Here is a 13085-nt window from a genome sequence, read left to right on the forward strand (position 1 = left end):
GCGTCCGCGTAGACACCCTTGGAGGCAACGCGGATGAGGCAGGGCACGCCCTCCTCCAGTTCAATCGATACGGCGCATGACCGACCGGATGAACTCTCCAAATAACCTCGAAAGGAATAGCTATGAGCCACGAAAGCTACGAGCTCAAGGCCGAGGCGCGCGAACGGGTTGGTAAGGGGTCCGCCCGTGAACTTCGCCGCAATGGTCTGATCCCCGCTGTCATCTATGGTGACAAGCAGGCCCCCATTTCCATCGCTCTCAACACCAATGAGGTGACGAAGCGCATTCACGCCGGCGGTTTCCTCACGACGATCGCAACGATCGACGTCGGCGGCAAGAAGATCAAGGTTCTGCCGAAGGACTACCAGCTCGATCCGGTCCGTGACTTCACGGTACACGTCGACTTCCTGCGCGTTTCCGGCAACACCGAAGTTACCGTTGAAATCCCGGTTCACTTCGAGAACCATGAGAAGTCCCCGGGCCTCAAGGCTGGCGGCGTGCTGAACATCGTTCGCCACGAAGTCGAAGTCCATTGCCCGGCAGATGCGATCCCGGAATTCTTCACCGTTGACCTCAGCGGCCTGAAGAGCGGCGACAGCATCCACATCTCGGCCGTCAAGCTGCCGAAGAACGTGACCCCGGTCATCGCCGACCGCGACTTCACGATCGCAACGATCGTTGCCCCGGCAGCCGGCCTTGCTGAAGAAGAAGCAGAAGGCGGCGAAGAAGCCAACGCCTGATTGGCATCTTCGAGCTGAAGCATTGAGACCCGCCTCCCCTTCGGGACGGCGGGTTTTTTCATGCCCGGAAATAAATATTAGAGAAAGTAAAAATAAGAATGTCTTGGAATCTATACTATCGTTGATTTCCATTAACCCCAGAGTTTCAGCAACATTTAACGGATTCATGAAAACCTGCGCGAAAGAGTTGTAGAAAGCGGCGCCCCCAAAATCCGCCGGTCTATGACTGGGGAGCTAACGGAACTATGAGCCATTCGGTCGAAAACAGGTTTTTCGCGATCGTTTGCGGTGCGCTGCTGGTTTTCGTAGCGCCGCTCTTCGTGCTTTTCCTTTTTCTGTCGTCCGAACGCGCCGAAAAGGAAATCAAGGATCACATAACCGTTCTCCTCGTCGCCAATGCCCAGGCCCTCGCAAAGCCGCTATGGGACCTGGACGAAGACAGCGTAACCCAGATCAGCGCGACGACTGTCGCCGAAGGTGCGATCGTCCGTGTCAACGTCCGCGATCTTTCCGGCCAGCTCGATGTTACGCAATCGACCATCCCGAAATCTTACAAGGGCAATCTGGAATCCGTTGACCGGCCAATCATCTACAACGGCGTCGATGGTGCGAAGCGACTTGGGACAATCACAGTCTATTATCCTCAGCTCGGCCTCTTCGACGGCCTGAAGAGCGAGGAGATCGTCTTCATCTCCATCTTCATCTTCGCCGTGCTGACGGTCTTCGGCGCGGCATTGATCGGCAACCGCATCTTCGTCATCCAACCGCTGATGCGGTTGACGCATGCCATCGAGGCCACGCGGCGGCTCGGCTCGCGTCACCACGTCGACTGGCAGTCAAACGACGAAATGGGCCGGCTTGCCAGCAGCTTCAACGATATGCAGAGCAAACTCCAGCGCGAGGAAAATGAACTTAAGCTGGCCCATCGCCGGGCGACCGACACCTATAATCTGACGCCCGCCATGCTTTTCTCGCTCGACAAGGATGATTGCATCGCTGCCGTCAGCGATTATTGGCTTGCCACCACGGGCTACGATCGCGCCGACGTCATCGGCCGCGAGTTTGCAAGCCTGATCCTGCCAGATTCGCGCGCGCAATATATCGAGCGCAAACGCGGCAACCCCGACAGTGCCGCCCGCCTTGCCGTAACGGTGAAATTCCTCTGCCAGGAGGGGCGGGTCATGGATGTCCTGATCCTCGAAACAACCGCGATCCAGGACGGTCTGTCGCTCTCCGTCATGACCGACGTCACCGAACTCAAGCAGTCAGAAGATCGTAACCTGCGACAGGCGATTACAGACCATCTGACCGGCCTTCTCAATCGCCAGGGCTTCGAGAGTGCGCTGGACGCGAAGATCAATGAAGCCGATCTGCGCAGACGCGAGCTCGCCTGCCTCTTCATCGATCTCGATCGCTTCAAATGGATCAACGACAATATGGGCCATGCCGCCGGCGATGCGGCACTGCGCGAATTGGTATCGCGCCTGCAGAAATGCCTGAAGCCAGGTGATATCGCCGCACGCCTCGGCGGCGACGAATTTGCCATGCTGCTGCTGGCCGAGAATGCGGAAGCAAGAGCGATCGACATGGCAGCCCTCATCGCCGAGGTCTTCGAGGCACCCTTCATCGGCGATGCGCGCCTCAGCGCCAGCATCGGCATTGCGATCTATCCGCGCCAGGCCGCCAATGCGGCCGAACTGCTGCTGAAATCCGATATCGCCATGTATGCCAAGAAGCGCGATGGCAAGAATGGCGCACAAATCTTCGACAACGGCATGCTGGACGATTCCCGCCGCCGCGCCGAACTGGAAAACCATATCGAAACCGGCCTCAACGAAGACTGGTTCGAAGCCTATCTGCAGCCCGTCGTGAATATAGACGACCGCTCGATCGCCGGCTTCGAGGCACTGATGCGCCTGCACCATCCGCAAAAAGGCATCCTGCCTCCTGGCCGCATCATCGAGGTCGCCGAAGAGACCGGTTCGATCATTCGCATCGGCAACCGCATCATGGAGAAGGCTGTCGCCGATTTTGCACGTCTCTCGCGGATCGAGGGCATGCAGGATACCTATCTCGCCATCAACTTCTCGCCGCTGCAGTTCGAGCAGGAATTGCCGCTGCGCATTGCTGCCCTGCTGTCGCGCTACGAAATTGCCGCGCGGCGCATCGTCGTCGAAATCACCGAGGCCGTGCTCATGGATGACAATCCGGAGACGCGCATGGTGATCAACGAGATCTGCCGCTACGGCTGCCGCATCGCGCTCGACGATTTCGGTACGGGTTATTCGTCACTGAGCTATATCAATCGCTTCCCGGTCGACATCATCAAGATCGACCAATCCTTCATCCGCGCCATCAACGATACTGCCTCCGATGTCAGCGCCAAGAGCCGCATGCTGGTCGAAAGCATCACCACACTATCGCACAAGATGAACTGCACAGTGATTGCGGAAGGCGTGGAGACCGAGGAAGAATGCGCAACCCTGCGCACCATGGGTATCGACTATGGCCAGGGCTATCTGTTCTATCGGCCGCTGCACCCGGACAATCTGGTGAGAACGCTGGCCGCGCTGCATCAAGACCATCCCTCCCCCGTAGCGCAAGCGTCATAGCGATGAGGAACCGCATGCGAAAGCCGCTGATCATGATTGCAACCAGCCTGTTTTCGCTATCCCCTATCAGTCAGGTTCACGCTGAGACCGTTCATTTCACCACCGAGGACTATCCGCCGTTCAACTATCGCGAGGGCAAGACCGTCGTCGGAGCGACCACCGAACAGGTGCGGAAGGTGATGACCGATATCGGCGTCGACTACACGATCGACATCATGCCCTGGGCGCGAGCCTATAACCAGGCGCTGATGGAACCCATGACCTGCGTATTCGTCGCAGCCCACAACGAAGAACGCGACAAGCTCTTCAAATGGGTGCAGCCGCTGCTGATCGACCGTAACGTTTTGATCAAGCATAGCGGCTCCAGCGTTACTGCCGGCAACATCGCCGAAGCCAGGAAATATCTCGTCGGCACCTGGCGCGAGGATTATACGGAAGCGATCCTGCGCCGGAACAATTTCCCGCGCATCGATGTGGGCAGCGATTTCAAGGCCACGCTCAAGAAACTGATGAGCGACCGTATCGACCTGATGCCGATCTCGGAGTTCTATTTCGACAAGCTGAAGCAGGAAGGCGATGCGGTGGAGAAGGTGGCCGTGCTCTCCCAGCAGCCCATGGGGATCGCCTGCCAGAAGGATTTCCCGCCCGAGCTTCTGAACAGGATGCAGAAGGCGCTGAATGATTTGATCGCCAATGGAACGCAGAAGCAGATTTTTCTGAAGTACGGCCTGCACCTTGACGACTGACCACAACTCGCCTTGACTTTGCCGTCAAATCCTTGTCGTGAAGGGCATCGGCATTTTCCAAGGGGTGAAGCGCATGCTTCTCATCGCGGGCCTCGGCAATCCCGGCGCCAAATATCAGGGCAACCGTCACAATATCGGCTTCATGGCTGTGGACGCGATCTACCGCCGCAACAGCTTTTCGCCGTGGTCGAAAAAGTTCAAGGCGGAGATTGCGGAAGGCGAGCTTGGCGGACAGAAGGTGCTGCTCATCAAGCCGCAGACCTTCATGAACCTCTCGGGCGAATCCGTCGGCGAAGCCATGCGCTTCTACAAGCTCCAGCCGTCCGATCTGGTTGTCATTTATGACGAGCTCGACCTACCGGCCGGCAAGGCGCGGCTGAAGACTGGCGGCGGTCATGGCGGCCATAACGGCATCAAGTCGATCGACGCCCATTGCGGCAAGGAATACCGCCGACTGCGTCTCGGCATCAGCCATCCCGGCGCCAAGGAGCTCGTGCACAATCACGTTCTCGGCGATTTCGCCAAGGTGGATCAAAGCTGGCTGGAACCGTTGTTCGATGCGCTCGCCGACAATGCCGACATGCTGGTGCGCGGCGAGGATTCACAGCTGATGAACAAGATCGCGCTTGCCCTGGGCGGCAAGGCGGAGGATGACGCTCCGAAGCCGGAGAAGAAGGCGCCGGCCAAATCCCATATTCATCAGGCGCGCACCCACAGCCAGCCGAAGATCCCGGAAACCGGCCCCATGGCGGAAATGCTGAAGAGGATGTTCGGCAAGAAGGACAATTGAGATGCCGAACGCACCTGTCGACACCGCCGCAGATATCGTCATACGCCCGGTCGCGAGCGCCGACCTGCCGACACTCCTTGCGCTCTACCAGCACCTGAACGCCGAAGATCCCATGCTGGAACTGCAGCTGGCCGAGCACCGCTTTGCTGATATCCTTGCCCATCCCGGCATGACGATCTTTGCGGCCTTCGATGGCGAAAAAGCCGTCTCCTCCGTGACACTGATCGTCATCCCCAATCTCACGCGCGGCGGCATGCCCTATGCGCTGATCGAGAATGTGGTGACACGCGCCGATTACCGTCAGCGCGGCCTCGCCGGCAAGGTCATCCGTACAGCCGTAGCCAGCGCCTGGGAGAAGAACTGTTACAAGGCGATGCTGCTGACCGGATCGAAGGACCCGGCGACGCTGCGCTTTTACGCCAATTGCGGATTTACCCAGGACAAGACCGGCTTCCAGATTCGCCGCCATGCCTAGCAAGTACGCCCGTGCCTATTCCTCGGGCTCGGTCGTGAACATCAGCGGGAAACCGGCGCTCTTGGCAAGATCGACCGCCTCCTGCGCCTTCGTCTCGGCAACGTCGCGCGCGCAGACCATGACGACGCAGGTTCCGAGCTTGTGTGCCGTCATCATGACGCGATAGCCGGTCTCCTCGCTCATGCGGAAGACAGCCTTCAGCACCATGATGACGAATTCCCGCGGCGTGTAATCATCATTCACGAGAATGATCTTGTAGAGCTTCGGCCTTTCGACCTTCGGCTTGGTTTTAGGCTTTGGTTTCAGGACAACATCATTGTCACTCATCGGCATCACCGTTGACGACAGGGGAAAGAGTTTTGGGCTAATGAGAAGATTATAGTGCAGCGCACCACATCCTTCAAGGATGGTCGTGTCAGGGAGACAATATGGCCGTTGCCCGCTCGCAGCCCTTCTCTCGGCAGAAAAGTGGCTCTTTGGCCGCCCGAGACTTGACCCGCAACGGCCCTTCCCCCATACGCACTGCAAAGATTTTCAAGATATGGACAAGGTGCCATGGGTTTCAAATGCGGTATCGTCGGGCTGCCGAATGTCGGCAAGTCCACTCTGTTCAACGCGCTGACCAAGACGGCGGCAGCACAGGCGGCCAACTATCCGTTCTGCACGATCGAGCCGAACACGGGTGAAGTCGCCGTTCCCGATCCGCGCATGCGCAAGCTTGCCGACGTCGCCAAGTCGAAGGAACTGATCCCGACGCGTATCTCCTTCGTCGATATCGCCGGCCTCGTGCGCGGCGCATCGAAGGGCGAAGGCCTCGGCAACCAGTTCCTCGCCAATATCCGCGAAGTCGATGCCATCGTGCATGTTCTGCGCTGCTTCGAAGACAGCGACATCACCCACGTTGAAGGCCGTATCAATCCGGTCGCCGATGCCGAGACGATCGAGACCGAGCTGATGCTCGCCGACCTCGAGAGCCTCGAGCGCCGCACCGAGCAGACGCGCAAGCGCGCCACCGGCAAGGACAAGGAATCCATGGCGATGCTGCCGATCATGGATGCGTCGCTCGCATTGCTGCAGGAAGGCAAGCCGGTCCGCACGCTGCTGTCGAAGCTGGATGCCGAGGAAACTCGTATCCTGAAGAGCCTGAACCTTCTGACCTCGCACCCCGTGCTCTATGTCTGCAACGTCGCCGAGGGCGATGCGGCGACGGGCAACGAGCACACGGCGGCTGTTGCCGCCATGGCCAAGGAGCAGAACTCGGAAGTCGTCATCATCTCCGCCGCCATCGAGGCGGAAGTGGCGCAGCTGCCGGACGAAGAGGCGACGGAATTCCTCTCCGCGCTCGGCCTCGACGAAGCCGGCCTCGACCGCCTGATCCGCGCCGGCTACAAGCTGCTTCACCTCATCACCTACTTCACCGTGGGACCGAAGGAAACGCGCGCCTGGACGATCGAGCAAGGCACCAAGGCACCGCAGGCCGCCGGCGTCATCCATTCGGATTTCGAGCGCGGCTTCATCCGCGCCAACACCATCACCTATGACGATTACATCGCCTACAACGGCGAAACCGGCGCCAAGGAAGCCGGCAAGGCCCGCGACGAAGGCAAGGAATATGTCGTCCAGGACGGCGACGTCATTCACTTCCGCTTCAACACCTGATCGCTTTTCGAATGCCGGCGCCTAAGCAATTCCAGAAAAGCGTATGGCGGTTTTCCGTCCGGAATTGCGTTAAAACAAAGGGATAGAGCGTTTTCGCTTTTCGAGGAAAAGCGGAAACGCTCTATCGGAGCGCCGGCAATCTCGCCTGCAGGCCGGCAGGCAGGCGCCGCACGACGATGCGACGCAGATCGGTCCAGCCGATGCCGATCACAAGCACGACCAGACCGACAATCATCAGCACCAGGAAGCCCACCTTGTCGAGGCCGGCATTGTTGTGCCTGAGAATGGCCGCGGTCGCGAGGCCCAGCGATACGAGGCCGGCGGTCACGAAGGCGCGGCGATCGATGACCAGACCGATCAGCATCATCACCAGAACCGCCACGAGGACGGTCACCGCTTGCAGATAGCCCCCGAAGAGCGCATCGGTGAGATTGGTGAAGACGGTACCGCTGCTGGCAAGCTCGAGACGCAACGCCAGCAGGATCGTCGAGTAAAGCAAGGCCGGCGCCGTTGCGAGATGCAGCCAGAAGGCGACGTCGGAGCGGCGCGTCACTCTCTGCGGATCGCTGAGGTCGTAGCGCATCGCCAATGCAAAGCTGCCGAGAGCCGTCACCAGCAAGATCATCATCGTCTGGATGGGGTAATCAGCCGGCACGTTCGACGACCCCGTCACCGTACCGGCGACATAGAAGACCGCGGCAAGAAACAAACCGAACAGCGAAAACAGGAATAGAGCCAGCGACAGCGGCACGCGGTAGCGCCAGTAAAACAAGGCGAGCGACAGCGGGAATGGCGCCACCAGGACGATTGCGCCGATCGTGAAATTATTGCTCAGCGCCGGTGTGGAGCTGACATAGCTCACCACCGTATAGAAAACCCAGACGCCAAGCGCGACGGTCAAGACCACGGCGGGAAGCGCCAGCCGTTGGCGGCGCACCAGGATCTCGGCGAGCACGACGATCGCCAGCAGGGGCGCATAGCGGTTCGCCAATCCCCATAGCCCGATGAGCAGCACGATGACGCCGATGGTGATGAGCACATCGTGAAAGCCTCGCACAAAGCGCGGCGCTTCCGTATCCTCCAGCGGGTTGGGATCATCCTGCCGGCGCTGTGATGAAAGAGCCTGAACAGACAGCGTGCCGATATTCCTCGCGGTGAGATAGGGCAGCAATTGCTCGGCCTGGCCCGAGGAAATAATCCCCTCGCCTGCGGCATCTTCCAGTGCGACCTTGAGTTCGCTCATTCTTGCTCTCGCTTCATTTCGTCACCACCAAGCCTCAACATATCGCCGTCGCACAATCAAGGGCTGTCGGCAACCAACGGACAATCACCGCCGACCTTCCCTTATATTGGACATAAAAGTGCTTGCGCCACCACCGCGGGCCATGCGATGGCCGATGGATTGGACGTGGAGGACGACAGAAGATATGACGAAACTCGTCTACGAAGACTTCCAGCTGGGACGAGAATTTGCGCTCGGCCCCAAGCATATGACGGCGGCGGAGATCATTGAATTCGCCAGCGAATTCGATCCGCAACCGATGCATCTGGACGAGGAAGCCGGCCGCGCCAGCATTCTCGGCGGCCTTGCCGCTTCCGGCTGGCATACGTCGGCAGTGTTCATGCGCATGATGTGCGATTCCTACATCCTCGCCGCCGATGCGCAGGGCGCGCCGGGCATCGACTTCATGGAATGGAAGAAGCCTGTTCTGGCTGGGGATACCCTGTCGGGCCGATCCATCGTGGTCGAGGCTCGCCCCATGCGCTCCCGCCCCGGCATCGGCATCGTCAAATTCCATCATGAGGTCGAGAACCAGCGCGGCGAACTCGTCTGCCTTGGGGAAAACGCGACCATGATCCGCATGCGCGCCGGCGCGGAGGTTTCGGCATGAAGATGAGCGACCTCTATGCCATCGGGGAACGCTTCGAGATCGGCAGCCATACGTTCACGCCGGAAGGCATCGTCCATTTCGCCTCGCGCTTCGATCCGCAGATTTTCCATATGGATGCGGAAGCAGCCAAGCACTCCTTGTTCGGCGGCCTGTGCGCCTCCGGCTGGCATAGCTGCTCCATGTGGATGCGCAACTTCGTCGATTTCTGGAAATCCGAAACGGCCCGGCTGACCGCCGAAGGCAAGACGCCGCCCAGTCTGGGCCCTTCGCCCGGCTTCACAAAGCTGCAATGGCTGCGGCCGGTCTTTGCCGGCGATACGATCACCTATGGCGTGGCGATCCTCGGCAGCCGCCCGCTGGCCTCTCGCCCCGGCTGGACGCTCTACACGCTCGCCTGCGACGGGGTGAACCAGGATGGCCTTCTGGCTTTGCGCTTCGAAAGCACTGTGCTGGCCTTTGAATAGAAATCTGCGGGGCCGCTCGTAGCGGCCCCGCCAATCTTCCAGACCGATCAGTGACCGGCGAATTCCACCAGCGTATGAACCGGCACATCAAGCTCTTCGAGCTTCTTGCGGCCGCCAAGGTCTGGCAGGTCAATGACGAAACAGGCAGCAACGACCTCGGCGCCGATCTGGCGCAGAAGCTTCGTGGCGCCGACGGCCGTGCCGCCGGTCGCGATCAGGTCGTCTACCAGAATGACCTTTTCGCCCGGATTGACCGCATCGCGATGCATCTCCATCTCGTCGACACCATATTCCAGGCTGTAGGCGATGCGGACGATATCGTGCGGAAGCTTGCCCTTCTTGCGGATCGGCACGAAGCCGGACGACAGCTGATGCGCGACCGCGCCGCCGATAATGAAGCCACGCGCTTCCATCCCGGCGACCTTGTCGATCTTGGAGCCGGCATAGGGATGCACCAGCGCATCCACGGCGCGACGGAATGCCCTGGCATCGCCAAGCATCGTCGTGATGTCGCGGAAGATGATACCGGGCTTGGGATAGTCCGGAATGGAACGGATGCTGGCGGCGAGCTCCGAAGCGATAGTGTTCATGAAATATGTACTCTCAGGCTATGATAGGGCCGGCCGCACCCTATCAAGACCCGGGCGCTATACCAACAAAAAAGGCGGCCTCGACGGGCCGCCTTTTCATTGAAACATCGCAATACTCAGTGAGCGCCGGCCTTGGCATAGACGGAGCGCTTCGTGAGATAGATCAGCGTGGAGAAGATCAGCAGGAATACCATAACCATGAAGCCGAGGTGCTTGCGATCTTCCAGATGCGGCTCGGATGTCCACATCAGGAAGGCAGCCACGTCGCGCGCATATTGGTCCACCGTCTGCGGCGAACCGTCGTCATAGGTCACCTGCCCGTCCGAAAGCGGCTTCGGCATCGCAAAGGTCGCGGCCGCATCGAAATACGGATTGTAGTGCGAGTTCTGCGGTACGGTGAAGCCGGCCGGCGGCTCTTCATAGCCAGTCAGCAGCGAGTAGATATAATCCGGGCCGCCTTCCTGATACTGCGTGAAGATATCGAAGATGAACTGCGGGAAACCGCGCTCGATTTCGCGTGCTTTCGCAAGCAGCGACATGTCGGGCGGCACGGCTCCGTTGTTGGACGCAGCGGCAGCCTCGTCGTTCGGGAACGGCGAATTGAAATGGTCAGACGGAAGCGCCTTACGGGTGAACATCTCACCCTGAGGGTTCGGGCCATCCTGCACTTCGTAGTTGGCAGCAAAGGCCTTCACCTGAGCTTCCGTATAGCCGAGGTCTCCCAGCGTACGGTAAGCCACCAGCTTCATCGAGTGGCAGGCGGAACAGACTTCCGTATAGACCTTGAGACCACGCTGGAGCTGCGCCTTGTCATAATAGCCGAACGGGCCTGAGAAGGTCCAATGCTGCTCGCGCGGCTCCTTCAGCGGATAATGCGGCGTCTCGGCTTCGGCGGCAGGCTTCGTTTCCGCTGCAATGGCGGCAACGGTGGCCGAACCGCCGATAAGCGCCAGGGATAGAAGGCCGACAACAAGTTTTTTCATCGTTTTCTTCCTCTATCGCCGGTTATGCTTGAACCGGAGCGGCAACTTTACCGCCCTGTTTCTCAAGAACCGCTTCCGTAATTGAATTTGGAATGCGCCTCGGTGTCTCGACAATGCCAAGCACCGGCATGATGACGAGGAAGAAGAGGAAGTAGAACAGCGTCGCGAACTGCGCAGCCGTGGTGTAGATGCCTTCCGCAGGCTGCGAGCCCAGCCAGCCGAGCAGGACGGCGTCGGCGATGAACAGCCAGAAGAACAGCTTGTACCAGGGACGATAGACCGCCGAGCGGATCTTCGACGTATCGAGCCAGGGCAGGAAGAACAGCACGATGATCGCACCGAACATCGTCAGAACGCCGCCAAGCTTGGAGTCGATCGGGCCGATGTTGAAGGTGATCGAGCGCAGCATCGCGTAGAACGGCAGGAAGTACCATTCCGGAACGATGTGAGCCGGTGTCTTCAGCGGGTTGGCCGGAATGTAGTTGTCGGCATGGCCGAGGAAGTTCGGCAGGTAGAAGACGAAGTAGGCGAAAACCAGCAAGAAGATGGAGACGCCAAGCGCATCCTTCAGCGTCGCATAGGGCGTGAAGGGCACGGTATCGGTCTTAAGCTTGACTTCGACGCCGGTCGGGTTCGTCTGGCCGGTCACATGCAGCGCCCAAATGTGCAGGATGACGACGCCGGCGATCATGAAGGGCAGCAGATAGTGCAGCGAGAAGAAGCGGTTGAGCGTCGGGTCGTCGACGGCAAAGCCGCCGAGCAGGAAGGTCTGGATCCAATCGCCGACCCATGGAAAGGCCGAGAAGAAGCCGGTGATGACGGTCGCACCCCAGAAAGACATCTGGCCCCAGGGCAGAACGTAGCCCATGAACGCGGTCGCCATCATCAGGAGGTAGATGATCACGCCAAGAATCCAGAGGATTTCGCGCGGCGCCTTGTAGGAGCCGTAGTAGAGACCGCGGGCGATGTGCAGATAGACCGCAACGAAGAAGAAGGAGGCGCCGTTGGCATGCATATAGCGCAACAGCCAGCCATGGTTGACGTCGCGGACGATCTTTTCGACCGAATTGAAGGCGATCGCCGTGTTGGCCGCGTAGTGCATGGCAAGCACGACACCGGTCAGGATCTGCAGGACCAGCATCACGGCCAGCATGGCACCGAACGTGTAGGCATAGTTCAGATTGCGCGGGACCGGGTAGGCGATGAAACTATCATAGACCATGCGCGGCAGCGGAAGCCGCGCGTCGACCCATTTTTCGAGCCCTGTCGATGGCTCGTAAGACGAATGACCACTCATGTTTCAGCTCCCCCTCAACCGACCTTGATCTTCTTTTCCGACGTGAACGCATATTGCGGAATCGCAAGATTCATCGGTGCAGGCCCATGGCGTATGCGGCCCGCGGTATCGTAGACCGAGCCATGGCAGGGACAGAACCACCCGCCATATTCCCCTGCCTGACCGAGCGGAATGCAGCCGAGATGGGTGCAGACGCCGATCATGACAAGCCAGTTTTCCTTACCGTCGCCAGCCGAACGGGCAAGATCGGTTGCCTGGGCATCAGCCGGCAGATTGGCGTTGCGAGCGACCGGATCTTTCAGGTCCGAAAGCTGCGTGCCCTTGGCATCGTCGATTTCTTTCTGCGTGCGGTTACGGATGAAGACAGGTTTGCCGCGCCATTTCACCGTCAGCGACATGCCAGGCTCAAGGCTCGACACATCGACTTCGATGGATGCAAGAGCGAGCGTCGATGCATCCGGCCGCATCTGGTCGATAAAAGGCCATGCAACGGCAACGGCACCCACCGCGCCGGCCATACCTGTCGTCAAATAAAGGAAATCGCGACGAGTCGGCTCGCCGGTGGACTCAACTGTCGTACTATGCTCGCTCAAGGCTGCACATCCTCTTCCCGCAAACCACGGCAAAACCGTGGTACCCCTCTCACTAACGGCGAATCAACGCGACCATAATTCCGCCATAGATTCCTCCGTAACCCGCTGCGTTCTAAGCTTGATCGCAAATTATGTCCAGTCTTGGCAAGGGGTAAGGGCACAATGTCGCGGCAAAACTGCGCTATTGCGTCGCAAGGCTGGGGCCTAAACTCTTCCTGCATCAACGCGAAAAGTTAAGCCCATG

14 protein-coding genes are annotated in these 13085 nt (G+C 59.3%); 8 read left to right on the forward strand and 6 right to left on the reverse strand.

From position 1 onward, the window contains the following. Positions 1 to 122 precede the first annotated feature (122 nt). From ABOK31_RS10335 to ABOK31_RS10355, 5 genes are all read left to right on the forward strand, one after another. The gene (locus ABOK31_RS10335) at positions 123 to 740 is read left to right on the forward strand and encodes a 50S ribosomal protein L25/general stress protein Ctc (RefSeq protein ID WP_349955965.1); all 618 of its coding nucleotides are present in this window, start codon (positions 123 to 125) and stop codon (positions 738 to 740) included. 245 nt (positions 741 to 985) lie between these two features. After that, positions 986 to 3352: an EAL domain-containing protein gene (locus ABOK31_RS10340; protein ID WP_349955966.1), complete on the forward strand. Its 2367-nt coding sequence runs from the start codon at positions 986 to 988 to the stop codon at positions 3350 to 3352. 14 nt (positions 3353 to 3366) lie between these two features. Next, the gene (locus ABOK31_RS10345) at positions 3367 to 4098 is read left to right on the forward strand and encodes a transporter substrate-binding domain-containing protein (protein WP_174180255.1); all 732 of its coding nucleotides are present in this window, start codon (positions 3367 to 3369) and stop codon (positions 4096 to 4098) included. 73 nt (positions 4099 to 4171) lie between these two features. After that, positions 4172 to 4888 carry an aminoacyl-tRNA hydrolase gene (gene pth, locus ABOK31_RS10350; protein ID WP_174180259.1) on the forward strand — a complete coding sequence of 239 codons (717 nt, stop codon included), beginning with the start codon at positions 4172 to 4174 and terminating at the stop codon, positions 4886 to 4888. A 1-nt stretch (position 4889) separates the two neighbouring features. Continuing rightward, on the forward strand, positions 4890 to 5363 hold the full coding sequence (locus tag ABOK31_RS10355; RefSeq protein WP_174180261.1) for a GNAT family N-acetyltransferase: 474 nt from the start codon (positions 4890 to 4892) through the stop codon (positions 5361 to 5363). Between the two features lie 15 nt (positions 5364 to 5378). On the opposite strand, the gene clpS is transcribed toward ABOK31_RS10355, so the two are convergent. Continuing rightward, positions 5379 to 5690 (reverse strand): ATP-dependent Clp protease adapter ClpS, encoded by a 312-nt coding sequence (gene clpS, locus ABOK31_RS10360; RefSeq protein WP_112334317.1) that lies wholly within the window; start codon positions 5688 to 5690, stop codon positions 5379 to 5381. A 228-nt stretch (positions 5691 to 5918) separates the two neighbouring features. On the opposite strand from clpS, the gene ychF reads away from it, so the two are divergent. Continuing rightward, a complete protein-coding gene (ychF, locus tag ABOK31_RS10365; protein ID WP_349955967.1) occupies positions 5919 to 7022 on the forward strand; it encodes a redox-regulated ATPase YchF in 1104 nt (367 codons plus the stop codon). Positions 7023 to 7143: 121 nt separating this feature from the next. Here ychF and ABOK31_RS10370 read toward each other — a convergent pair whose 3' ends face one another. After that, on the reverse strand, positions 7144 to 8265 hold the full coding sequence (locus tag ABOK31_RS10370) for a hypothetical protein (protein ID WP_174180265.1): 1122 nt from the start codon (positions 8263 to 8265) through the stop codon (positions 7144 to 7146). A gap of 184 nt (positions 8266 to 8449) precedes the next feature. Between ABOK31_RS10370 and ABOK31_RS10375 the strand changes: the two genes are divergently transcribed. Together ABOK31_RS10375 and ABOK31_RS10380 are read left to right on the forward strand one after the other, a co-directional pair. Next, on the forward strand, positions 8450 to 8914 hold the full coding sequence (locus ABOK31_RS10375) for a MaoC family dehydratase (protein WP_174180267.1): 465 nt from the start codon (positions 8450 to 8452) through the stop codon (positions 8912 to 8914). Continuing rightward, positions 8911 to 9378, forward strand: a complete 468-nt coding sequence (locus ABOK31_RS10380) for a MaoC family dehydratase (RefSeq protein ID WP_174180269.1) — start codon at positions 8911 to 8913, stop codon at positions 9376 to 9378. The genes ABOK31_RS10375 and ABOK31_RS10380 overlap by 4 nt, the downstream gene beginning before the upstream one ends. A 47-nt stretch (positions 9379 to 9425) precedes the next feature. Here the strand turns inward: ABOK31_RS10380 and ABOK31_RS10385 are convergent, their stop codons facing one another. From ABOK31_RS10385 to petA, 4 genes are all read right to left on the reverse strand, one after another. Next, complete coding sequence (locus ABOK31_RS10385) at positions 9426 to 9968, reverse strand: adenine phosphoribosyltransferase (protein ID WP_349955968.1); 543 nt, start codon at positions 9966 to 9968, stop codon at positions 9426 to 9428. A gap of 116 nt (positions 9969 to 10084) precedes the next feature. Then, complete coding sequence (locus ABOK31_RS10390; RefSeq protein WP_174180273.1) at positions 10085 to 10951, reverse strand: cytochrome c1; 867 nt, start codon at positions 10949 to 10951, stop codon at positions 10085 to 10087. 22 nt (positions 10952 to 10973) lie between these two features. Then, entirely contained in the window at positions 10974 to 12248 is a 1275-nt protein-coding gene (locus ABOK31_RS10395) for a cytochrome b N-terminal domain-containing protein (protein ID WP_174180275.1), read from the reverse strand. Between the two features lie 14 nt (positions 12249 to 12262). Next, complete coding sequence (gene petA, locus ABOK31_RS10400; protein WP_075851094.1) at positions 12263 to 12841, reverse strand: ubiquinol-cytochrome c reductase iron-sulfur subunit; 579 nt, start codon at positions 12839 to 12841, stop codon at positions 12263 to 12265. Positions 12842 to 13085 lie beyond the last annotated feature (244 nt).

The sequence above is a fragment of the Rhizobium sp. ZPR4 genome (assembly GCF_040215725.1).
Taxonomy (GTDB): Bacteria; Pseudomonadota; Alphaproteobacteria; order Rhizobiales; family Rhizobiaceae; genus Rhizobium; species Rhizobium rhizogenes_D.